General features: G+C 64.1%; 18 protein-coding genes. 10 read left to right on the top strand and 8 right to left on the bottom strand.

Annotation, left to right across the window (positions count from 1 at the left end; genetic code table 11):
• Positions 1 to 10 precede the first annotated feature (10 nt).
• Complete coding sequence (locus IVB47_RS35245) at positions 11 to 2161, top strand: adenylate/guanylate cyclase domain-containing protein (RefSeq protein WP_247468593.1); 2151 nt, start codon at positions 11 to 13, stop codon at positions 2159 to 2161.
• A 296-nt stretch (positions 2162 to 2457) separates the two neighbouring features.
• On the opposite strand, the gene pobA is transcribed toward IVB47_RS35245, so the two are convergent.
• The gene (gene pobA / locus IVB47_RS35240) at positions 2458 to 3630 is read right to left on the bottom strand and encodes a 4-hydroxybenzoate 3-monooxygenase (RefSeq protein ID WP_247468590.1); all 1173 of its coding nucleotides are present in this window, start codon (positions 3628 to 3630) and stop codon (positions 2458 to 2460) included.
• A gap of 48 nt (positions 3631 to 3678) precedes the next feature.
• Here pobA and IVB47_RS35235 point away from each other — a divergent pair, with 48 nt between their 5' ends.
• Positions 3679 to 4584 (top strand): helix-turn-helix domain-containing protein, encoded by a 906-nt coding sequence (locus IVB47_RS35235; protein WP_247468588.1) that lies wholly within the window; start codon positions 3679 to 3681, stop codon positions 4582 to 4584.
• Positions 4585 to 4589: 5 nt separating this feature from the next.
• Here the strand turns inward: IVB47_RS35235 and pcaG are convergent, their stop codons facing one another.
• A complete protein-coding gene (pcaG, locus tag IVB47_RS35230; protein WP_247468587.1) occupies positions 4590 to 5216 on the bottom strand; it encodes a protocatechuate 3,4-dioxygenase subunit alpha in 627 nt (208 codons plus the stop codon).
• 4 nt (positions 5217 to 5220) lie between these two features.
• Positions 5221 to 6009, bottom strand: coding sequence for a protocatechuate 3,4-dioxygenase subunit beta (gene pcaH, locus IVB47_RS35225; RefSeq protein ID WP_247468585.1), 789 nt, complete (start codon positions 6007 to 6009; stop codon positions 5221 to 5223).
• A gap of 98 nt (positions 6010 to 6107) precedes the next feature.
• Between pcaH and IVB47_RS35220 the strand changes: the two genes are divergently transcribed.
• The 4 genes from IVB47_RS35220 to IVB47_RS35205 all read left to right on the top strand — a co-directional run bounded on the left by IVB47_RS35220 (position 6108) and on the right by IVB47_RS35205 (position 11453).
• Positions 6108 to 7037, top strand: a complete 930-nt coding sequence (locus IVB47_RS35220; RefSeq protein WP_247468583.1) for a LysR family transcriptional regulator — start codon at positions 6108 to 6110, stop codon at positions 7035 to 7037.
• A gap of 169 nt (positions 7038 to 7206) precedes the next feature.
• Positions 7207 to 8451 (top strand): Lpg1974 family pore-forming outer membrane protein, encoded by a 1245-nt coding sequence (locus IVB47_RS35215; protein ID WP_247468581.1) that lies wholly within the window; start codon positions 7207 to 7209, stop codon positions 8449 to 8451.
• A 145-nt stretch (positions 8452 to 8596) separates the two neighbouring features.
• On the top strand, positions 8597 to 9901 hold the full coding sequence (gene pncB / locus IVB47_RS35210; protein ID WP_247357174.1) for a nicotinate phosphoribosyltransferase: 1305 nt from the start codon (positions 8597 to 8599) through the stop codon (positions 9899 to 9901).
• Between the two features lie 244 nt (positions 9902 to 10145).
• On the top strand, positions 10146 to 11453 hold the full coding sequence (locus IVB47_RS35205) for a GGDEF domain-containing protein (RefSeq protein WP_247468579.1): 1308 nt from the start codon (positions 10146 to 10148) through the stop codon (positions 11451 to 11453).
• A gap of 14 nt (positions 11454 to 11467) precedes the next feature.
• Here IVB47_RS35205 and IVB47_RS35200 read toward each other — a convergent pair whose 3' ends face one another.
• Complete coding sequence (locus tag IVB47_RS35200; protein ID WP_247398592.1) at positions 11468 to 12088, bottom strand: TetR/AcrR family transcriptional regulator; 621 nt, start codon at positions 12086 to 12088, stop codon at positions 11468 to 11470.
• Positions 12089 to 12139: 51 nt separating this feature from the next.
• Here IVB47_RS35200 and IVB47_RS35630 point away from each other — a divergent pair, with 51 nt between their 5' ends.
• The 3 genes from IVB47_RS35630 to IVB47_RS35190 all read left to right on the top strand — a co-directional run bounded on the left by IVB47_RS35630 (position 12140) and on the right by IVB47_RS35190 (position 16880).
• Positions 12140 to 12406 (top strand): hypothetical protein, encoded by a 267-nt coding sequence (locus IVB47_RS35630; protein WP_027567861.1) that lies wholly within the window; start codon positions 12140 to 12142, stop codon positions 12404 to 12406.
• Between the two features lie 350 nt (positions 12407 to 12756).
• The gene (locus IVB47_RS35195; RefSeq protein WP_247468576.1) at positions 12757 to 16161 is read left to right on the top strand and encodes an acyl-[ACP]--phospholipid O-acyltransferase; all 3405 of its coding nucleotides are present in this window, start codon (positions 12757 to 12759) and stop codon (positions 16159 to 16161) included.
• Between the two features lie 5 nt (positions 16162 to 16166).
• Complete coding sequence (locus tag IVB47_RS35190; protein ID WP_247468572.1) at positions 16167 to 16880, top strand: alpha/beta fold hydrolase; 714 nt, start codon at positions 16167 to 16169, stop codon at positions 16878 to 16880.
• Here IVB47_RS35190 and tcuB read toward each other — a convergent pair.
• From tcuB to tcuA, 3 genes are read right to left on the bottom strand one after another with little or no spacing between them, the layout of a single operon-like run.
• Positions 16844 to 17950, bottom strand: a complete 1107-nt coding sequence (tcuB, locus tag IVB47_RS35185) for a tricarballylate utilization 4Fe-4S protein TcuB (RefSeq protein ID WP_247282643.1) — start codon at positions 17948 to 17950, stop codon at positions 16844 to 16846. The genes IVB47_RS35190 and tcuB overlap by 37 nt on opposite strands.
• Positions 17951 to 17954: 4 nt before the next feature.
• Positions 17955 to 18983 carry an esterase gene (locus IVB47_RS35180; protein WP_247282642.1) on the bottom strand — a complete coding sequence of 343 codons (1029 nt, stop codon included), beginning with the start codon at positions 18981 to 18983 and terminating at the stop codon, positions 17955 to 17957.
• Between the two features lie 26 nt (positions 18984 to 19009).
• A complete protein-coding gene (gene tcuA, locus IVB47_RS35175) occupies positions 19010 to 20401 on the bottom strand; it encodes an FAD-dependent tricarballylate dehydrogenase TcuA (RefSeq protein WP_247468569.1) in 1392 nt (463 codons plus the stop codon).
• A 155-nt stretch (positions 20402 to 20556) separates the two neighbouring features.
• Between tcuA and IVB47_RS35170 the strand changes: the two genes are divergently transcribed.
• Positions 20557 to 21252: a GntR family transcriptional regulator gene (locus IVB47_RS35170; protein WP_247468566.1), complete on the top strand. Its 696-nt coding sequence runs from the start codon at positions 20557 to 20559 to the stop codon at positions 21250 to 21252.
• Between the two features lie 13 nt (positions 21253 to 21265).
• On the opposite strand, the gene ybaK is transcribed toward IVB47_RS35170, so the two are convergent.
• Positions 21266 to 21739, bottom strand: a complete 474-nt coding sequence (ybaK, locus tag IVB47_RS35165) for a Cys-tRNA(Pro) deacylase (RefSeq protein WP_247468563.1) — start codon at positions 21737 to 21739, stop codon at positions 21266 to 21268.
• Between the last annotated feature and the right edge of the window lie 146 nt (positions 21740 to 21885).

Below are 21885 nucleotides of genomic sequence, written 5' to 3'. Positions count from 1 at the left end.
CGACGGGGCGATGCGGCGGATCGGCAGACGGGACATCGTTGCAGCGATCCTGATTGCGCTTCTTGCAGGCGCTATCGTGACGTCTCCGCCGTTGCAGACGCTGCAGGGCCTGTCGCTCGACATCCTCACGGCACTGCGCGGCAAGCTCGTCGGCGACCAACGAGATCCCGGGACATCACCGGTCGTCGTCGTGGCCATCGACGGCGAGACCTACGACACTCCGCCGTTCAAGGGATCGCCAACGCAGACCTGGACGCGCGAGATCGGCCGGGTTCTCGGCAGCATCGACGACGGCGGCGCCAAGGTCATCGGCTTCGATGTCATCTTCCCGAGCTCGATCGAGCAGTCGGAGATTCCCTTCGGCGACGCCTCGCTGGGCAGCCGCATGAGAGGCTTCGATCGGGACTATCTCATCGCCCTGCGGAAGCTTTCCGACAACGGCAAACTGGTGCTCGGTGAAATCCTGAGCAACGACCGTCAGGAAAGGCCCGACCGCGCCCAGCAATTGGCGGTGAGAAACAATATCCGCGCCCTCAACGTCCATACCGACACCGACGACGTGATCCGGCGGATGCCGCTAAGCTTCTCGATCGACGGCAAGCCGGTCCCCGCGATGGCGGTCGAGCTCGCCGCGCGCGCGCTCGTAGTAAAGCCCGAGATTGCACCGTCCGGAACGACCGAATTGTCCGGTTATGCAATTCCGAGCGCGGTACCGAATACACTGGCGCTCAATTTTCGAGGACTGGGCCGCGACATTCCGACTTTCTCCTTCGCCGATCTGCGAGCCTGCGTCGAAAAAGGCGACCGCGATTTCTTCCGTCGCGCCTTCGGCGGCAAAGTCGTGCTGCTCGGCACCGCCCTGAATTTCGATGATCGCAAGCTCACCTCGATGCGACTGTCCGGCGGATACGACGGAACGCCGGGGCCACGATGCGCCCAGCCCGCTCCGGCAAGCACCGCACAAAAGGCCCGCAGCGACATCGCCGGTGTCTTCGTGCATGCCAACGCGGTGCGAAATCTGATCGAACGCGATGCGGTGACCGAGCTCGGCTTTCCACTGCGGAGCATTCTCACCATCGTGTTCGCAGCGATCGTGGCCTGCGCGGCCTGCGTGCTTGCACCGGGTGGCGCACTGATCGCATGGCTCGGCCTCACCGCGGTATACGCCGCCGTGGCCGTCGGTGCATTCGTCTATGCTTTGGCGCTGCCGCTGACGGAGCCGGCACTCGCAAGCCTTGCCGCGCTCGCGATGATGATCGGCTACCGTTTCGTTTTAGCCGATCGTGACGAGCGTTTCCTGCGCAAGAGCTTTGCGTTCTATCTCGCCCCCGAAGTGATCGACACCATGGTTGCCTCCGGCAAGATGCCGGCGCTCGGCGGCGAAATGCGCAACGTCACCATGTTCTTCTCCGACCTGAGCGGCTTCTCCTCCATCGCCGAGACGATGACGCCGGGCGAGCTGGTGACGCTGATGAACGAATATCTGTCGGCCATGACCGACATCATCGAGAGCCATGGCGGCTATGTCGACAAATATATCGGCGATTCCATCGTCGCCATGTTCGGTGCGCCCGCCGACGATCCCGCGCACGCGCGCCACGCCGTCCATGCCGCGCTGAAATGTCACGCAAAGCTGGCAGAGCTCAACGCCGGCAGCGCCGCTTTCGCCGGCCGCGGCCTGTCGCACCGCATCGGGCTCAACAGCGGCGAGGCCGTGGTCGGCAATATCGGCTCCCGCCGCCGCTTCAATTACACCGTGATGAGCGACACCGTGAACGTCGCTTCGCGGCTCGAAGGCGCCAACAAATACTACGGCACCGCCATCATGGCCTCGGAATCGACGATGGCGCAGACCGGCGACGGCTTCGCCTGGCGGGAACTCGATTCGATCCGGGTGCTGGGGCGCGGCGAGGCGATCAGGGTATTCGAGCCGCTCGCGGACAAAGGCGCGGAGAGCGCCGGGCAGATACAGGTGGCCGCGGCTTACGCGGAAGGGCTGGCCTGCTGGCGGGTGCGGGAGTTCGCAAAGGCGGCTGACGCGTTCGAGGGCGTAGCCGGGACCGATCCACCATCGTCGAAGTTCGCGAAGCGCGCGAGGGCCCTCATCGAAAAGCCTCCCCTGCCAGAGTGGACGCCGGTCAATACGCTGGAAGGGAAATAACGGTCTTCACTCGGCCCGACGGCGTTCCCTTAGCCCTTGTGCAGGGCAGTCGCATATGAGGTCTCAGCGGCGCCTGAGCGAGCGCCTCGTCCTTCGAGACGACGGCTTCGCGGCCTCCTCAGGATGAGGCTCAGCTGCATCCATCTGCGTTGAAATGCTGCCGCAGATTCATCCCTCAGGGCTCGCCGCAGGCGGGCGTCTCGAAGGATTGCCGCAGTCGAGCTTCCAGCCATAGGTTTCTTCATAGGCGATAGCCCCGCCCCCCTGGTGTATAGGGGACATCCGCGTTCGCGCCCTTAAAACGGCAGCCCCACATAATTCTCCGCGAGCAGACGCTGTGCCGCCTCGGACGAGAGGAGGTATTCCAGTTCGGTCTGCTGGAGCCGGTCCTCGTATTCGAGCCGGTCGGGGAAGCGATGCAGCAGCATCGTCATCCACCACGAGAAGCGTTGCGCCTTCCAGATCCGCGCCAGCGCCTTGGCGGAGTAGCCCTCGAGCCCGGAATCATCGTCGTTCTGATAGTGCGCGAGCATGGCGTAGTAGAGATAATAGATGTCGGAGGCGGCGCTGTTCAGCCCGCGCGCGCCGGTCGGCGGCACGATGTGGGCGGCATCGCCGGCGAGAAACAGGCGGCCGTAGCTCATCGGCTCGGCGACGAAGCTGCGCAATGGCGCGATGCTCTTCTCGATGGACGGTCCCGTGATCAGGCGGCCGCCGACCTGGTCCGGCAAACGACGCTTCAGCTCGGCCCAGAACGCATCGTCGCTCCAGTCCTCCACCTTGTCGGTGAGCGGCACCTGGACGTAGTAACGGCTCAGCACTTGCGACCGCAAGGAACACAGTGCGAAGCCGCGCTCGTGCTTCACATAGATCAGCTCCGGCGACACCGGTTTCGTGCGCGACAGCACGCCGAGCCAGCCGAACGGATAGATCTTCTCGTATTCCCGCAGCACGTCCTTCGGGATCGACTTGCGGCTGACGCCGTGAAAGCCGTCGGCGCCGACGATATAGTCGCAATCCACTCGGACGGTCTCGCTGTTCGAACGATAGGTCACGTAAGGCCGGTCCGAGGTCAGCTCATGCGGCGTCACGTCCTCGGCATTGTGCACGACATTGCCGCCGAGGCGGTCGCGCGCCTCGTAGAGGTCGCGCGTCAGCTCGGTCTGGCCGTAGACCAGCACCGAATTGCCGCCGGAATGCTTGTGGAGGTCGATCTGGGAGAGCACCCCGTCATGGGCGATCTCGAATCCCTTGTGGATCTCGCCCTCGCGGTCCATCCGCTCGCCGCACTGAGCCTCGCGCATCAGCCTGGCAAAGCCGTGCTCGAGCACGCCGGCACGGATCCGGGCAAGCACGTGGTCGCGGCCGGATTTTTCCAGAACGACCGTGTCGATGCCCTTGAGGTGCAGGAGCTGGGACAACAGCAGCCCGGACGGCCCCCCGCCGATGATACAGACCTGGACTTTCATTTTTGCGTCCTCCTCTGCACTTTCTTGCAGATTCAGCGCCGCTGACCGATGGAGGCTTTCGTCTTTGTCTTGTACTATTCGAACATGAGAAGCGCAGCCCCCGCCCCCGCGATCCGGGTCTACAATCTGTTCGGCGAGTCCGGCGATCTGCCCGATGTCGTGCATTGCGAGACGATAGCGTCGCGTTCGGTGCTGCACGATTGGACGCTGGCCGTGCACCGCCATGCCCGGCTGCACCAGGTGCTGCTGATCGAGCGCGGCGGCGGCGAAGCCACGCTCGACGGGCGCGTGGTGCAGCTGAAGCCGATGCAGATCGTCAACGTGCCTGTCGGCCACGTCCATGGCTTCCGTTTCGTGCCTGACACCCAGGGCTGGGTGCTGACCATCGCCGCGGAAATATTGGACGAAGCGCTGCTCGCCTCCGAAGGGCTGCGCGGTGCCTTGTCGCGCTCTGCCGTGATACGCGGCACGCCGCAGATCCGGACCACCATGAAGCAGATCTTTGCCGAACACGCCGCGCGCGATTTCGGCCGAGCGCATGTGCTGCGTGCACTGTCGGCGGCCATGATCGGGCTGGTGGCTCGCGCGCTCACCGGCGAGAGCGGTGGCAACGGCACGTCTGAAAGCGGACTATTCCGCCGCTTCGAGGCGCTGCTGGAACAGCATCATCTGGAACGCTGGAGCGTTGCGGACTATGCGGGTGTGCTGTCGATTACGCCGACCCATCTCAACCGGGTGACGCGGTCAGCAACCGGCGACACCGCCTCGCACCTGATCCTCAACCGGCTGATCCGCGAAGCGCGGCGCAACCTCGTCTACACCAACTTGCCGGTCTCAACGATCGCCTATGCGCTGGGCTTTGAGGACCCCGCCTATTTCAGCCGGGTCTATGCCGCCGCCACGGGCGTGTCACCGCGCGCCTTTCGCGCGCAGCTCCACGGCGAGGAGACCTGAGACGATCACACGTCGAAGAACACCGTCTCTTCCGGCCCCTGCAAATTGATCGTGAAGGAGTACACGATCTTGCCGGCGCATTCGCTGCGCTTTGCGATCAGAGTCGAGCGCCGGACCGGCTGCTCGATCAGGTTGAGCACGGGGTCGGCGGCGTTGGCGGCCTCTTCGTCCGAGAAATAGAGGCGCGTGTTCAGACCGATGTTGATACCGCGCGCGACGATCCAGACATTGATGTGCGGAGCGCCTTTGCGGCCCGTCTTGTCGATGATCGCGCCCGGCTTGATGGTCTCGAAGGTGACGAGACCACTCTCGAAGTCAGAGCCCGCGCGGCCCCAGCCACGAAATTCCTCGTCAAGCGCGCCGGTCGACCGATCGGCCGAATGGTTGTAGCGGCCGGCCGCGTTGGCCTGCCAGATCTCCAGCAGCACGTCGCGCAGCGGCGTGCCGCTGCCGTCGATCACCTTGCCCTCCAGCGTGATGCGTTCGCCTTGCGTGTTCGGCGTCACCAGCACGTTGGAGAAATTCTTCTCGAAAATGTCGAAGCCGGCCATGGCCGGGATCAACCCGATATGCACGTAGGGCCCGGCCGTCTGCGAGGCGGTTTCCTTGAGGTAGTTGAGCGGCTGCGGCATGGACCTAGTTCCCTGCGGTGCGATTTTCAAAGTAGGTGGAGCGCTGGCCGCGCAAGACGATGTCGAAGCGGTAGGCGAGCGAGTCGAACGGAGCCGATGCGTTGAGGTCGAGCGGCGCGACGAGACGCTCCAGCGCATCCTTGTCCGGGATCGTCGTCAGGATCGGGCAGACCGGGATCAGGGGATCGCCCTCAAAGTACATCTGGGTGATCAGACGCTGTGCAAAGCCCGAGCCGAACACCGAAAAGTGGATGTGAGCGGGACGCCAGCTGTTGACGTAGTTGCGCCAGGGATAGGGTCCCGGCTTCACCGTCCGGAAATAATAGTAGCCAGTGTCGTCGGTCAGCGCGCGACCGCAACCGCCGAAATTCGGATCGATCGGCGCCAGACACGTGTCCTTCTTGTGCCGGTAGCGGCCGCCGGCATTGGCTTGCCAGAACTCGACCAGCGTGTTCGGCACGCCGCGGCCGGTCTCGTCCAGCACGCGGCCGTGGACGATGATGCGCTCGCCGACGGGATCGCCGTCCTTGGCGTAGTTGCGGATCAAATCATTGTCGAGCGCGCCGAGGTCGTTGTGACCGAACACCGGCCCCGTAATCTCCGAGTCCGAGTTCTCAAGCGACAGCAGCGCCTGGCGCGGCGAACGCAGCACCGATGATTTGTAGCCCGGCGCGTGCGCGGGCGGATGCATGGAACGGTCGCGCTGGAAGAAGCCTCCGTCACCGAGCGGCGGCGTGAACGGCTCGGGGTGGTTGAGGCGGGGATCCCGCAAGGCTGGCGCCTGGGCATGCATCGGCGTTGTCTCTCCCTGTGGCGCTCCTCCCGTTGGGGCGCACGGCTTATCGGGAGATGATGGCGCCGGCTATTCTCAAGATAAATAGATCGATTATAATGAATTCCATGAACAAAATCGATCATTTGGCGCTTGATGGCCACGCGCTGGAGCTGTTCCTGGCGGTGCTGGAGGAAGGTTCGGTGACGGCGGCCGCAACGCGGCTCGGCCTGACGCAATCCGCGGTCAGCCACGCCCTCAACAAGCTGCGGCGGATCGTCGGCGATCCGCTGTTTGCCAAATCCGGCCGCGGCATTGTGGCCACGGCGCACGCCCAGGCGCTCGCGGCAAAGGCGCGAGCGCTGATCGACGAGATGCGGAGCTTTGCCGGCGGCGTCACGTTCGAGCCGGCGATCGCGCAGCTTTCGCTGACAATCGCCGCGAACGACTTCCAGCGCGACCTGCTGCTGCCGCGGTTCTTCGATCATGTCGCCGCGCAAGTGACGAGCTTGAACCTGCGCGTGATCCCCTCGCAGTCGCCCTCGCCGGCGATGCTGCGCGAAAACCGCTGCGATCTGCTGATCACGCCGCTGCCGCCATCCGGCGTGGACATCGTGCAGAAGCGCCTGCTGCAAGACCATTACGTTTGTTACTACGATCCCAAAGCGCGTGCCGCGCCGGCTACGCGCGACGCCTATCTCGCGGCTCGTCACATTACGGTGGTCTACACGGACAACGAGCGGCTCGACTTCGATCGCCGGCTTGCAGCCAACGGCTTCCACCGCGACATCGCGATCTCCGTGCCGAGCTTCTCCGGCGTGCCGTCCTTCCTGCGTGGCTCGCAGATGCTGGCGAGCATGCCGAGCCTGCTGGCGCCCGGCGTGATGCACGGCTTCGCGCAGGTGCGGATTCCGCTGGCCTCGCGCACGCGAACCCTGGCCGAGCTGCCGATGTTCATGGTCTGGCACCAGCGCTATCAGAAGGACCCGGCGCATCGCTGGATCAGAAGCCAACTCGAGACCGTGGCGGCGACGGCCTCGCACCCCTGAACACGCGGGCTGCGGCGCATAAGCCACACCCAAGTCCGGAAACGACTCTTCGAATGCGGTAGCCGGTCGAGTTCAACCGAACGGTTGATGCACGTTGTGTGATTCCGCGCCACGGTCGCGCAACTGGTGCGACGAGGTGAATATAATGAAGCAGAATCTTGCGGCGCTCATGCTCGGCGCGACCGCGGCATGGACGGTCACCAGCGCCACCGCCGGAGAAATCGAAGAGGTCAATGCGCGCCTCGAGGTGCTGGAAAGGCAGAACGCCGCAATCCGCAAGGAAAATGCCGCGTTGCGCGCGAACCAGCAGTTGCGCGAAGAAAATACGCGGCTGAAATCGCAAGGCGAACGCGCAACGAGCGAACCTGCCAGGACCGGGGCCCGATCACACCAGGACAATTCCGCATTCCGGGCGGTCACTGCTGTTTCGCAACAGGCCAGAAATCCGTTGCAGGCGTATGCCGCAGACCTACCGGTCAAGGCACAACTGCTTGCCGGTCCGGGACAGTTCAGGGCCTGGATCGAAGGCGGCGCCATCTTCAGCGGCGGGGATCCGATATCAGACACTTACGGTCTCACCGGACAGTTCGACCTGACGCCAAAGGTCGGATGGGAAACGGCTACTGGCTTCGATTATCGCTTCGCCGGATCTCCCTGGCACATCAGCGGCCAGTTCCGCTACGGCGAGGGAGGCAAGAGCACCGGCCTGGACTCACTGACGCAAACAATCGTCGTTGGCGCTGCGAGCCAGACAGGCACGGAAATCTTCGCCAATACCTACAAGGAAACCCGCTGGCTCGCCGATCTCGCGGTTGGACGCGACATCGCCGGCAGCGGACCGAGCACGCTTCAGCTGAAGGGCGGCCTTCGCGTTGCCGAATTCGTCACCCGGAGCTCAAGCTCGGACGTCCAGGCCGCGACCAGCACTGGTGTTGCGTTGCCTGGCTTTCCGGCGATCACCAGCTTTTCCACAACGCTCTCGACATTGCGCGATACGCGCGCGAGCTTCCTCGGCGCGGGACCACTCATCGGTGTCGAGGGCTCGGTCCCATTTGGCGGCAAATGGTCGTTCGATTATGCCGGCGACGCCGCCCTGCTACTCGGCCGGCAACAGTCGGCGACCAATTCGTCGACCCTGTTCTCGGTAACGCCGTCGGTCCTTTCTCCCCTCTTTCCAGTCGCGAATACGCTCTCGACGAGCAACGATCGGTTGTTTGCCGGGGTGCTCAGCGCCGACATTCAGGTTGGCGTCTCCTATTGGATGACGCAGAACCTGAAACTCGGCGCAGGCTATCGGCTCGATGCGTTCATCAATGTGTTCAACCAGGCAGGCTCCTCCAACTCCGGTCTGACGCCCGACCGCTACACGCACGGCCCCCGCGTCACGCTCACGGGAGCGTTCGACGCCATGTAAGCCACCCGGACCGTCCGCAGACCGGTTCGCGAACGGGCTCTCGGAGCGATTTCGGGCCGCCCTCGCGCAGCCGGATGCTCGGCGGTGGCCTGCCCTTCGCCAAATCCACTGGTTGCGCACGGGGAGCCACGCTAGAATTCCGCCCATGACAGTGACCGACATTGCGAGCCGGACCTACAATCACAGCTGGCGGCTGGATCCCATCATCCGCAGCCTGCTTGATACCGACTTCTACAAGCTATTGATGTTGCAAATGATTCGGGAATCCTACCCGAATCAGCAGGTGACATTCTCGGTCATCAACCGATCGCGCCATGTCCGGCTCGCCGAAATCATCGACGAGGGCGAACTGCGCGCCCAGCTCGACCACGCCCGCACCATCCGCTTCACCAAAAAAGAGCTGATCTGGCTTGCCGGTAATACTTTCTACGGCAAGACACACATGTTCTCGGCGGACTTCATCCGCTGGCTCGCCGAATTCCGGCTGCCCGAATACGAGCTGCGCAAGGTCGAAGGCCAGTACGAGCTGCACTTCCACGGGCCGTGGAGCCATACCACGATGTGGGAGATTCCTGCGCTCGCCATCCTCAACGAATTGCGCTCGCGGGCAGCGATGAAGGGCCGCGGCCGCTTCGAGCTCGACGTGCTCTATGCCCGGGCCAAGGCCAAGCTGTGGACCAAGGTGGAACGCCTGCGCAAGCTGGATGGCTTGCGGCTCTCCGATTTCGGCACCCGTCGCCGCCATGGCTTCCTCTGGCAGCGCTGGTGCGTGGAGGCCGTGAAGGAAGGTCTGGGCCCGTCCTTCATCGGCACTTCCAACGTGCTGCTCGCGATGGACAATGATCTCGAAGCCATCGGCACCAACGCCCATGAGCTGCCGATGGTCGCCGCGGCGCTCGCCAAGGACGACGAGGAGTTGCGCTGGGCGCCCTATCGCATCCTCGACCAGTGGCGCCAGACCTATGGCGGCAACCTCCTGATCGCGCTGCCCGACGCTTTCGGCACCAAGGCTTTCCTGCGCGATGCGCCGGAATGGGTCGCCGACTGGACCGGCTTCCGTCCCGACAGCGCGCCGCCGATCCAGGCCGGTGAGGAGATCATCAAATGGTGGGAGCAGAAGGGCCGCAATCCCAGGGACAAGCTGCTGGTGTTCTCCGACGCGATGGACGTGGGCTCGATCGAGGAGACCTACCACCACTTCACCGGCCGGGTGCGGCTCTCCTTCGGCTGGGGCACCAATCTCACCAATGATTTCGTCGGCTGCACGCCGGACGGCTCGTTCAACCTCGATCCAATCTCGCTGGTCTGCAAGGTGTCGTCGGTCGACGGACATCCGGCCGTCAAGCTCTCCGACAATCCCGAGAAGGCGACCGGCCTGCCCTCGGAGATCGAGCGCTATTTGCGCGTCTTCGGCGACGCCGGCCGCGTGCGCAAGCCGGTGCTAGTCTAGCGGCAGCATTCTCTCTCCATCAGGTAAACCACTTGGGGCGAATGCGAGACATCGGCTCGCCGATGCCGCGTCAGTTCCGGTTCGACGGCATTTGCAACGATCTGCCAGCATCCGCTTCACAACGCCTTCACCCTGCGACGCAGTCTCCTGGCATTTTCAAGTCGAGTTAAGCACCTTTGGCGCGTAATCCGCGTTATGAGCGGATCGCTCCGCTGGGGTCGTTGAGCGACTTGGGGAACGCAACGTGTTTCGCAGAACAGCGCCATCAACGAAGGGACGCAACTTCCTTCACGTCATCAAGCTCGTCTCGCCTTTCGTCACGGTCGTCCTGCTGCAGGCGGCGATCGCCGGATTCAGCCTGGAGGTGATGTCCTCGGTCCGCGCCTATATCGCGGGCGAAGCGCTATGGTCCCGCTCGCAGAAGAACGCCGTCTATTTCCTCAATCTCTATCTGCATTCGGGCGACGCCAGCCAGTTTGCGCAATATCAGACCTCGCTGGCCGTTCCCATCGGCGACGAGTTCGCGCGCTGGGCGCTCGAGCGCGATCCGGTCGACGTCGAGGCCGCCCGCATCGGCTTCCTGCAAGGCGGCAACCATCCCGATGACGTGCCGGGACTGATCTGGCTGTTTCGCTACTTCAAACAGGTCAGCTTTCTCAAGGAAGCGATCCGCGAGTGGGCTGCCACAGACCCCATGCTGCTGGAGCTCAGCGTTTTCGGCGAGGTCATCCGGTCAGAGCTGAAGAACGGGCCCGTCCAGGACAGCAAGCGCCTGCAATTATTATCGTCGCGGCTGTCAGAGCTCAACACCCAGTTCACGGTGCACGCCAAGCGGTTCTCCACCGTTCTCGGCGAAGGCTCGCGCGCTATCAAGATGACGCTGACTGGCGTCAATATCGTCACAGCCATGACGCTGATCCTGCTCCTGATCTGGCACACGCGGCGATTGGTGCTGCAACGACAGGCGTTCGAGGATGCCTTGCATGCCGAGAAGGAGCGCCTGGCCTGGCAGGCGTCGCACGACTGGCTGACCGGCTTGTCCAACCGCCGCGCGTTCGAGGCCCGCCTGCAAAGCGAGTTGGACGGCACCGCAGCGGGTTCGCTGGGCCTGATCCTGCTCGATCTCGATCAGTTCAAGGACGTCAACGACAGCTGCGGTCACCTCGCCGGCGACCGCCTGCTCCGCCAGATTTCGCGCCTCCTGCAGCAGGAGCGGCGGCCGCATGACCTGGTGGCCCGGCTCGGCGGTGACGAATTCGGCCTAATCCTTCCGCAATGCACGCCGTACGACGCCGTCGATATCGCCGAACGGCTGCGCCGGACGCTCGAGCTATCCGTCTTCGCCTGGGACGATCATTGCTTTGCAGTGACGGCCAGCATCGGCGTTACCTGCATCAGCGACGGCAACACCACGCTCGAGGACGCGATGCGGCGCGCGGATGCCGCCTGCTATCGCGCCAAGGAGAACGGACGCAACCGTGTTCAGGTCGACAATGGGACGATGGACGTCATCGTCGTCACCTCTCGGCAACGCAAGTCCGCCAGCGCATAGGAGCGCTCAGCACTTTATCGTATGGGCAGAATCCCGAGCCCCGCGAGATGCGCATCCAGAAATTGTTCGACCTGCTGGCGCAGCATTTGCGGCGGTACGGCCACCATACGCTCTTCGAGGCCGAGCGAGATGATCCCGTGCACGGCGGAAAACAGGGTGCGTGACAGCAGCGCGATCTGCACGTCGTCTGCATTCGGAAGCAGCCGCACCAGGGGCGCATGCATCAGCGCGAAGGCGTCCATCACCATCTGAAGGATGTCATCGGGGTAAGGGCGGTCGTCCTCCATCCGATGCTCGAACAGCGAGCGCAGCAGATTGGCGTTCGTCGCGAAGAATTCGAGGTAGGTCGCGGCCAGCCCGTAGAGCTGGCGAACGGGATCCTCGGCCGGAACCTGGCCCAACCGCAACGTCAGCGCCTTAACGGTCTCCCGATTCACAGTCAGGATCACCCCGTCGAAGTCGCCGAACTCGTTATAGACGCTGCCAACCGAGCAGCCGGCGGCGTCCGCGACGTCCCGGACTTTCAACGATTTCAATCCCTTAGCTGCAATAATGCCGCGAGCGATCTCCACGATCTGCTGCCGCCGGCGAGACTTTTTTCGATCTCGCAACGATTCATCTTGAACATTGTTCATTTTCAGGATACTCATTTGAACAATGTTCAAGTTAACCCGGAGACCTGCAAAATGCAAACCCTCGCTGTTGATATCGCTTCCACCTTCGTCGATGACGCCACAGCTCTCGTGACCGGATTTGGCCGCGCCCTCCTGCGGTTCGCGACGGGGCCGATCGATCGTATCGCAAATGCCTGCGACATCGCCGGTGTCCTGACTGAGCGCCGCGCGACCTTCCGGATGTGGCGGGCCAACCGTGGCCGTGCCCGTCATGAGGGCCGCCGCATTAGCCTGCTCGGCCGCCTCTCGCCCTTTCGCCGCCTCGCCCACCTCACCTGAGGCGAGCGCAGCCGGCACGTTCGGGTCGCCCCGAATGCAATATCAAACCGCAAGGAAGGACTTACCATGTCCCGACATTCGAGCCGATGCCGCGGCCTTCGACGATGCGGTCAGGTTTCCCTCAGCGCCCTGAGCAATATCCTGGCAGGCGCAGCCTGTCTGGATAAGGCCGCAACCGAACCATTGCGAACCAAACCACGCCACGCGGAGACCAACAGGATCGGAAGGTAAGCGCGCAGAGCAGGCCGGGGCGACTGTCGTCAACCCACAATAGCCCGTCGCATATCCTCTGGACCCAAAGTCCATCCGACGATGAAACTTCAGGCAGCCTTTCCAAAACAGGACTAGTCATGATCAGGGATTTGATGTCGTCACGCCGCTTCGCGCCGCTGTTCTGGGCGCAATTCTTCTCGGCGCTGAACGACAACGTGCTCAAGAACGCACTCGTCATCATCCTGCTTTACAGTGCCGCGACCGGCCACGGCGATGCGCTGGTGACGGTCGCAGGCGCCGTCTTCATCTTCCCCTATTTCATTCTGTCCGGGCTCGGCGGCCAGCTCGCCGACAAATACGTCAAATCCGTCGTCGCAAGGCGACTCAAATTCGCCGAGATCTTTGCCGCGGGCTTTGCCGCGGCCGGCTTCTTCCTGCACTCGGTGCCGCTGCTGTTCGCAGCACTCGCACTGTTCGGCGTCATCGCCGCGCTGTTCGGTCCCGTGAAATACGCGATGCTGCCGGACCAGCTCGAGCTCCGCGAGCTCGCGACCGGCAACGCGCTGGTCGAAGGCGCGACCTTCATGGCCATCCTGCTCGGCACCGTTGCCGGCGGCCAGTTCGTGGCCGGCTCCGCGCATATGGGCTGGGTCGCATCGGCCGTGGTCGTGCTGGCCCTGCTGTCCTGGGCCTTCGCCTCCCGCATTCCCGCGACGACGCCGTCTGCACCCGATCTGCCGGTCAACGCCAATCCCTGGACCTCGACGCTCGGCCTGTTGAAGACGCTGCACGCCGATCACCGGCTGTGGGACGGCACCGTGATCGTCTCCTGGTTCTGGCTGGTGGGCGCCATCGTGCTCTCACTGCTGCCGGCACTGGTCAAGGAAGTCATCGGTGGCACCGAGGGCGTGGTGACGTTGTGTCTCGCGATCTTCGCAATCGGCATTGCCATCGGCTCGCTGTTTGCCGCGAATCTGAGCCACGTTCGCCCGAACCTCGCGCTGGTGCCGATCGGCGCCATCATGATGGGGTTTGCCGGCATCGACCTCGCTTGGGCGATCGGCGTGACCGCCAAGGGCCAGGACATCACGGCTGCCGACTTCGCGACCTCCTTCGCGGGCCTGCGCATGCTCCTCGACTTCGTCGCCTTCGCATTCGGCGGCGGGCTGTTCGTCGTTCCGTCCTTCGCCACTGTCCAAGCCTGGTCTGCTCCCTCGGAGCGCGCCCGCATTATCGCCGCCGGCAACGTGCTGCAGGCCGCCTTCATGGTGGCCGGCTCGCTGTTCGTCGCGCTGCTGCAGGCCGGCGGATTGCACATCGGCTGGATCTTCTTCGGCCTCGGCGTCGCCAGCTTCGGCGCGGTCTGGTTCGTGCTGACGAAGTGGGGCAAGGAAGGCGTGCGCGACTTTGGCGGGCTGCTGTTCCGCGCGCTGTTCCGCACCGAGGTCCGCGGGCTGGAGAACCTGCCGCCTGCTGGCACGCGCATGCTGATCGCGCCCAACCATGTCAGCCTGATCGACGGGCCGCTGCTGCACGCCGTGCTGCCGATCGACGCGAGCTTCGCGGTCGATACCGGCATCGCCAAGGCCTGGTGGGCCAAGCCGTTCCTGCGGGTAGTCAAGCACTACACCATGGACCCCAGCAAGCCGCTGGCCGCGCGCGACCTCATCAAGCTCGTCGCCGCCGGAGAGCCGGTGGTGATCTTTCCGGAGGGACGCATTACCGTCTCCGGCTCGCTCATGAAGGTCTATGACGGCACCGCGATGATTGCGGACAAGGCCGACGCAGTCGTCGTCCCGGTCCGCATCGAAGGCGCCCAGCGCTCGCATCTCAGCTATCTCAACGGCAGCCAGATCAAGCGCTCGTGGTTTCCGCGGGTGACCGTCACCATCCTGCCGCCGGTCAAGCTTCCGGTCGATCCATCGCTCAAGGGCAAGACGCGCCGCAACGCCGCAGGCGCAGCACTTCAGGACGTGATGATCGACGCCATGGTGAAAAACGCCATGCTCGATCACACCCTGTTCGAGGCGCTCGGACACGCTTACCGCGATCGCGACACCGGCAAGGTCATCATCGAGGACGCGCTCGGCACCAAGCTGACCTATCGCAAGCTGATCCTGGGCGCGCAGGTCTTGAGCCGGAAGCTGGAGAACGGCACCGTCATTGGTGAGAATGTCGGCGTGCTGCTGCCGAACTCCGCAGGCGTCGCCGTCGTTTTCATGGCGCTGCAAAATATCGGCCGGGTGCCGGCGATGCTCAACTTCTCGGCCGGCCCGGTCAACGTCCTCGCCGCCATGAAGGCCGCACAGGTCAAGACCGTGTTGACGTCGAAGGCCTTCATCGAGAAGGGCAAGCTCGACAAGCTGATGGCCGCGATCTCCACGGAAGTTCGCGTCGTCTATCTCGAGGATGTCCGCGCCTCGATCGGCACGGCCGACAAGATCAAGGGCCTGCTCGCCGGTACTACGCCGCGCGTCGTCCGCCAGGCGAGCGATCCGGCCGTCGTGCTGTTCACGTCGGGCTCGGAAGGCACACCCAAGGGCGTTGTGCTGTCTCACCGCAATATCCTCGCCAACGCCGCACAGGCGCTGGCGCGGGTCGATGCCAATGCCAACGACAAGGTGTTCAACGTGCTGCCGGTGTTCCACTCGTTCGGGCTGACCGGCGGAATGATGATGCCGCTGCTCGCGGGAATTCCGATCTACATGTACCCCTCGCCGCTGCACTACCGGATCGTGCCCGAGCTGATCTACCAGACCGGCGCCACGATCCTGTTCGGCACCGACACGTTCCTCACCGGCTACGCCCGCTCGGCGCATGCCTACGACTTCCGGACCTTGCGCCTGGTGATCGCCGGCGCCGAAGCTGTCAAGGATCGCACCCGGCAGGTGTTCATGGAACGCTACGGCATCCGCATCCTCGAAGGCTATGGCGTCACCGAGACCGCGCCGGTGCTGGCGATGAACACGCCCATGGCCAATCGCCCCGGCACGGTCGGCCGCCTGTCGCCGCTGATGGAAAGCCGCCTCGACCCGGTCCCCGGCATCGAGGAAGGCGGACGCCTGTCGGTGCGCGGCCCGAACGTGATGCTCGGATACTTGCGGGCCGAAAGTCCCGGCGTGCTCGAACCGCTCGCCGAGGGCTGGCACGACACCGGCGACATCGTGGCGATCGACGCTGCCGGCTTCATCACCATCAAGGGCCGCGCCAAGCGCTTTGCCAAGATCGCCGGCGAAATGGTCTCGCTGTCGGCGGTCGAGAACATCGCGACGACCCTGTGGCCGCAGGCCGCATCGGTCGCGGTTTCGATCCCCGATCCGCGCAAGGGCGAGCGTATCGTGCTGCTGACGACGGAAAAGGGTGCCGAGCGCAGTGCAATGCAGGGCCAAGCCAAGGCCATCGGCGCATCCGAGTTGACCGTTCCCGCGGCGATCATGGTGGTGGACAAGGTGCCACTGCTCGGCACCGGCAAGACCGACTACGTCACCGCAACGACGATGGCTCGCGAGCAGGCGTCTGGACCAGAGCGCGAGGTGGCATAAGCGAGATGCACGAGGCGCCTCAATCAGGTGACGCGCGATGCCCGGGAGTGGTTCTGCTTCACGGCATCGCGCGAACCTCGGTGTCCCTGACCAGACTGGAACGGGCGCTCCGGGCCAACGGCTTCGCAACGCTCAACATCGACTATGCCAGCCGCCGCAAGCCGATCGCCGGGCTGGCGGACGATATCCATCCGAAGGTCGCCCGCTTTGCCGAGCGTGAGGCGCCGCTGCATTTCGTCGCGCATTCCATGGGCGGCCTAGTAACGCGCGCCTATATCGCAAAGTATCGTCCGGACCGGCTTGCCGGCGTGGTGATGCTGGGTACGCCGCACGGCGGCAGCGAGGTCGCCGATCTCCTGAGCGGATATCGCCTCTACAACGCATTCTACGGACCGGCCGGACTCGAGCTCACCACCACGTCCACGCCCCGGCCCGACGCCCTTCCCCCCGTGGACTATCCCGTCGGCGTGATCGCGGGAAACCGCTTCATCGATCCCGTCGCAGGTCTTTTCGTTCTGCCGAAGCCGAATGACGGACGGGTCTCGGTGCAAAGCACGATGGTTGCCGGCATGGCCGACCATATCGTCGTGAAGGCGTCCCATACCGGACTTCCGCGTCACGCCGCCGCGATAGAACAGACGATCGCTTTCCTGCGCGACGGCCGCTTCCGACCGTCTGAATCTCAGGAGCCTGCTTCACTGCGCCGCTCCTGCGCGTAACGCACCAGTGCTGCGAAGCGATAGATGCCGTGCACGAACTTGCCGTAGGGCATGGTGATGAAAAGCGCGAAAACTGCGCCCAAATGCAGCGCCAGCAGCGGGCCCATGGCGGCGGTGTCCCGCAAGAGCAGAAGCAGCATGCCGGTGAACCCGGTCAGGAACAGCATGGCGATGAAGCCGACATCCATGCCGTAGCGCTGCTCGTCGAGCAGCGCCGGATCGCGCCGCATCTTGGCGACAAACAGGCCGATCGGCCCGATGATCAGGCCGATGCCACCGAGCGTGCCGAGCACCACCGGCAGATCCCACCACGGATACGGCGCCTCGCGGCCGAGCAGATAGTGATACAGCGTGGCGACCGAGGTCGCGGCGAAGCAGAGCAGGAAGCCATAGAAGGTCAGGTGATGGAAAAGCTTGCGCCGGTCGGTCGGCTTGTCATCCTCATTGTAGCAGCCAACGCCGCCACCGTGGAGATAGCGCAGCTCACCAGCGTCGCGTATCGCCTGAAAGATCGAGCGACCGTCCGCACGGCCGCCGATCGGCGGACCGATATCTCGCCAGAAGGCACGCACGCTCATCACCAGCGCGAAGATCGCATAAAGGATGGCGGCGCTGAACAACGCTGCCATCGCGTTGTGCGGCATCAGCTTGTAGAACGCGCCGGGGCCGGTATGCACGCCAAACAGCACGCTGCGGTCGTTCAGGGCAGCGAAGCCGAGGATGAAGGCGGCCATGCTGAGCGCGGCGACGATGCTGATGACGAGACCGTTACGCGCGAAGGCACCGGACAGCGCCTGCGGCCAGGCATAGGCCACGTAGGATTCTGCGCGCGCGATCGCCAGCGTCTGCGGGACGTTGACGTTGAATTCGTGCGGCGGCGAGAACTGGCAGTCGACGTAGCAGGCGCCGCAGCCATGGCAGAGATTGGCGAGATAATTGAGGTCGCCATCAGAGAAGGCGCGCCGCATCTCCATGGCGGGAAACACCGCGCAAAGACCCTCGCAGTAACGGCAGGAATTGCAGACCGTCATCAAGCGGTCGGCTTCGTCCAAAATTCTGGTTCCGTGCATGGCTTTACTTCGTCAGACCTTTGCCCTCGAGCCATTTCTGGATCAGGGCTGCGACCTCGAGGTTGTTCTTGTCCATCATCACCATATGCGAATTGCCTTTGATGCCGGCCTGTGGGAGATCGACGATGTCGACGCTGCCCCCGGCTGCCTTGATGGCGTCCGCAAAGGCGATGCCATTGGCGCGGATCTTGGGCCAGCGCGAATCGCGCTCGATATAGTCGCCGTAGATGATGAGGGTCGGGATGTTCTTCAGCACATCCGCCTTGGCGGGATCGCCGATGCCGGCCGGCTCGATCGCAATCAGCGCCTTGACCTTGTCGGGGCGGGCTTGCGCGACCTTGAAGCCGAAGGTGCCGGCTTGGCTGTGGAACAGAAGCACCGAGGGGCCGACGCGATCGATCTCGGCGATATAGGCGGCGATGGTCGCATCGTCGGTCGTGGTCCAGCGCGGTACGTTCTGCTTGACGAAATTCTCGTAACCCTCGACGGGGAACTGGTTGCCCGGCAACAATCTTCGCTTGGCGGGATCGGGATCGTAGGAGTTCGGCCCATCGCCGATGCGGAAACGCTCGAACGGATTGGCCGTGGTCAGGAAGACCGGCTCGCCTTTGAAGATATCGGGGTATTGCGCCCAGCCCGCGCGTCCGCGCTCTACCGCGTCGGAATTATAGACCGCCCACCCCTTGCGCAGAAAATAATTCAGCCAGCCTTCGCGTCCGTCCGGCGTGGTCTCGTAGGTGACGCCGGTCAATCCCCCGCCGTGCCACATCAGCAAGGGATAGGCACCCTTCTCGTTGGCGGGCAGGAAATACTGCACGTACATCTGCTCGACCTGATACGTGCCGTTGGGATCGACCTTGGCCGGCACGCCGCCGGGCGCGAACACGACCTCCCTCACCGGCTTGCCGGAGATTTCGACAAGGCGGCCGCCGACATGGAACGAACCCATGTCTCGTAGCGTGATCGGCTCAGCCGCGTGGGCGTGGCCGACGATCAGCAGCGCCGCGATCGCGGCAGTGGCAATGCGTGACATGGTTTCTCCCTCTGCCTTTCCTTCGCCTAGTTCTTGGCGTGGCGCGCCGCTTCCCGTCCTGCAATCCGTCCGAACACGCTGCCGATGGTCATGCCCATGCCGGCGGCATAGCCCTTGCCGAGCACGTTGCCGGCCATGATCTCGCCGGCCGCGAACATGTTCGCCGACGGCTTGCCGTCGGCCATCAGCATCCGCGCTTCTCTGGTCACGCGCGTGCCGAGATAGGTGAAGGTGATGCCGGGCCGCACCGGATAGGCAAGATAGGGCGGCGTCTCGATCCGCCGCGCCCAATGCGTCTTCTGCGGCGTGATGCCTTCGGTGCGGCAATCGTCCAGAATGGTGTGGTCGAAGGTGCCGGGCTGCACCGCGGCGTTGAATTCGGTGATGGTCTTTTCCAGTGTGGCCGGATCGAGCTCGAGCTTGCCGGCGAGCTCAGCCACGGTCTGCCCGGCGATCGGAGGAAACAGCGTCGGCATGAAGCTGGTGACAACGGTCGAGTCGAAGATGATGTAGGCGATCTGGTCGGGCTGCGCGGCCACCAGCCGACCCCAGATCGCGTAGCGCTTCGGCCAAATGTCCTCGCCCTCGTCGTAAAAGCGCTGCGCGTGCTTGTTGACGACGATGCCGAACACGACCGAATCGTGCCTTGTGATGATGCCACCGTCGAATTTCGGCGCGCGGGCGTCGATCGCGACCGCATGGCATTGGGTGGGATCGCCGACCTCCTGCACGCCCTTGGCGAGCAGCATCTTCAGGATCGAGCCGCGGTTATAGGGCGTGCCGCGGATCAGGAAATTGTCGGCGGCGTCGCCCCAATATTTCTTCAGCCATTCGATGTTGGCCTCGAACCCGCCGGCGGCGGCGACCAGCGACGTCGCGCGTATCTCGGTGTCACCCTTGATCGGCCGCTTGAGGCGGGCGGCGAGGAACATGCCGTCCTCGATCACGAGGTCGGTGACCTCGGCGTCGTATTCGACGTCCACGCCGAGCTTCTCGGCGGTGAGATAAAGTGCGTTCAGCATCGCGCGGCCGCCACCGAGAAAGAAGGAGTTGGTACGACCGAGGCTCAGCGTGCCGCCGAGCGAGGGCTGCCAGCGCACGCCCTGCTCCACGATCCAGTTCAAGATGTCCTTGGACTCGCGGATCATGTGCCGGGCGAGCACCTCGTCGGTTTGGCCGCCGGTGACGCGCAGGAGATCTTCCCAAAACTCCTCCTCGGTGTAGGGGCCGGTGAGGATTTCGGTTGCCTCGTCATGGGCGCAACGCATGTTGCGGGTGTGGCGCGTGTTGCCGCCGCGATAGAATTTTGGCGCACCTTCGAGCACCAGCACCGATGCCCCACCGCGTCGCGCGCTGATCGCCGCACACAGCGCTGCATTGCCGCCGCCGATCACCAGCACATCGTATTTGCCGCTCATGCCGTCTGCCCGATGCGACGAAGTTGGAGACATTCTGCCCCGCCTGCGGCCCCGTCAATCCGGCTTGCCATTGCGCACCTTTGTATACAAAGATATACAGAAATCCAGCAAGCGCCATCGCTGCATGGGCAGGATGCGCGAGCCCACGGGGACGCATGGCAAGACGCCCGACAAAGGCAGGCGGCTCGATCGCGCGCGGCGGCGGCGTGGCGCTTGGCGAAGCCGTGTTCCGCTCGCTCTGCGAGGCGCTGCAGGCCGGCAGCTACCGTGCGGGCGACCGCCTGCGCGAGGAAGAGGTCGCCCAGCGGCTGAAGGTCAGCCGCACCCCGGTGCGGGAAGCTCTCGGGCGGCTTGCCGCACGCGGGTTCGTCGAACCTGCCGGCGGCCGCGGCCTGATCGTACGCAACCTCGACATCTCGGAGGTGCTCGAACTCTACGCCATGCGCGAGATCATGGAGGGTGCCGCTGCCCGACTTGCGGCCGAGCACGCCTCGACGCCCGAAATCGATGCACTGAGGGATATCGAGCAGGCCTTTGTCGAAGCCTCCGCGACCGACGCGGCCGAGATGGCAGGAGACATGGCAAGGCTCAACCGCGCCTTCCACGAAGCGATCTGCCGCGCCGCGCGCAACCGTTATCTCGATAACGCATCAGGCGAATTGCAGGACTGGATCGCACTGCTCGGTCCAACCACGTTCACGGTATCGGGCCGCCCCTCGACCAGCCACGGTGAGCACCAGGCCATCATCGAAGCCATCGCGGCTCGCGACGGCGGCAAAGCGGAGCAGCTCGCGCGTGCACACATCCGCGAGGCGCTGCGCTGTCGGCTGAAGCTGTTGCAAAAGCAGTAGCAGAGCGCGTCGCTCAGGCGACCAGTTCCGCGACGATCGTCTTCAACACGTCCCGCACATCGGCCGGACTGAGCTGCACCTGCAGTCCGCGCTGACCGCCATTCACGTACACATAGTTATGCGCGAGCGCGCTCTGCTCGATCACGGTGCGCACGGGCTTCCGCTGCCCGAACGGGCTGATGCCGCCGACCTTGAAACCGGTGAGGCGCTCGGCCTCCGGCGGTTTCATCATCTGCGCCGACTTGCCGCTGAAAGCGGCGGCGAGCTTCTTCATCGAGACTTCCTGATCGGACGGGACGATCACGCAGACCGGCTTGCCGTCGACGAGCGCCATCAGCGTCTTCAACACGCGCGCGGGGTCTTCGCCAAGCGCAGCTGCCGCTTGGAGGCCGATGCTCTCGGCATCGGGATCATAGCTGTAAGCGTGGACGGTGAAGGCAACACCGGCGGCTGTGAGCGCGCGTGTGGCTGGGGTGGCTTTGGACATGGACGATGTCTAGCACCGCCATTGCGAGGAGCGAAGGGACGAGCACGGCGCAGTCTCTCCCGAGTCGTCCTGGCGAAGGCCAGGACCCATTACCCCAGGGAGGCGTTTGGCGCAGACTCTTATTAGTGCGGTACTGCGACCAGCTA

This window comes from Bradyrhizobium sp. 62 (assembly GCF_023073035.1).
GTDB lineage: Bacteria > Pseudomonadota > Alphaproteobacteria > Rhizobiales > Xanthobacteraceae > Bradyrhizobium.
Note: the sequence above shows the minus strand (reverse complement) of the source record. Positions and strands in the feature narration are given on the sequence as shown.

Bases quoted from the DNA above. Each gene is read 5' to 3' on its own strand.
- IVB47_RS35245 (WP_247468593.1), top strand. From the start codon at position 11: ATGCGGCGGATCGGCAGACGGGACATCGTTGCAGCGATCCTGATTGCG.
- pobA (WP_247468590.1), bottom strand. From the start codon at position 3,630: ATGAAAGTCCAGGTCTGTATCATCGGCGGGGGGCCGTCCGGGCTGCTG.
- IVB47_RS35235 (WP_247468588.1), top strand. From the start codon at position 3,679: ATGGAGGCTTTCGTCTTTGTCTTGTACTATTCGAACATGAGAAGCGCA.
- pcaG (WP_247468587.1), bottom strand. From the start codon at position 5,216: ATGCCGCAGCCGCTCAACTACCTCAAGGAAACCGCCTCGCAGACGGCC.
- pcaH (WP_247468585.1), bottom strand. From the start codon at position 6,009: ATGCATGCCCAGGCGCCAGCCTTGCGGGATCCCCGCCTCAACCACCCC.
- IVB47_RS35220 (WP_247468583.1), top strand. From the start codon at position 6,108: ATGAATTCCATGAACAAAATCGATCATTTGGCGCTTGATGGCCACGCG.
- IVB47_RS35215 (WP_247468581.1), top strand. From the start codon at position 7,207: ATGCTCGGCGCGACCGCGGCATGGACGGTCACCAGCGCCACCGCCGGA.
- pncB (WP_247357174.1), top strand. From the start codon at position 8,597: ATGACAGTGACCGACATTGCGAGCCGGACCTACAATCACAGCTGGCGG.
- IVB47_RS35200 (WP_247398592.1), bottom strand. From the start codon at position 12,088: ATGAACAATGTTCAAGATGAATCGTTGCGAGATCGAAAAAAGTCTCGC.
- IVB47_RS35630 (WP_027567861.1), top strand. From the start codon at position 12,140: ATGCAAACCCTCGCTGTTGATATCGCTTCCACCTTCGTCGATGACGCC.
- IVB47_RS35195 (WP_247468576.1), top strand. From the start codon at position 12,757: ATGATCAGGGATTTGATGTCGTCACGCCGCTTCGCGCCGCTGTTCTGG.
- IVB47_RS35190 (WP_247468572.1), top strand. From the start codon at position 16,167: ATGCACGAGGCGCCTCAATCAGGTGACGCGCGATGCCCGGGAGTGGTT.
- tcuB (WP_247282643.1), bottom strand. From the start codon at position 17,950: ATGCACGGAACCAGAATTTTGGACGAAGCCGACCGCTTGATGACGGTC.
- IVB47_RS35180 (WP_247282642.1), bottom strand. From the start codon at position 18,983: ATGTCACGCATTGCCACTGCCGCGATCGCGGCGCTGCTGATCGTCGGC.
- tcuA (WP_247468569.1), bottom strand. From the start codon at position 20,401: ATGAGCGGCAAATACGATGTGCTGGTGATCGGCGGCGGCAATGCAGCG.
- IVB47_RS35170 (WP_247468566.1), top strand. From the start codon at position 20,557: ATGGCAAGACGCCCGACAAAGGCAGGCGGCTCGATCGCGCGCGGCGGC.
- ybaK (WP_247468563.1), bottom strand. From the start codon at position 21,739: ATGTCCAAAGCCACCCCAGCCACACGCGCGCTCACAGCCGCCGGTGTT.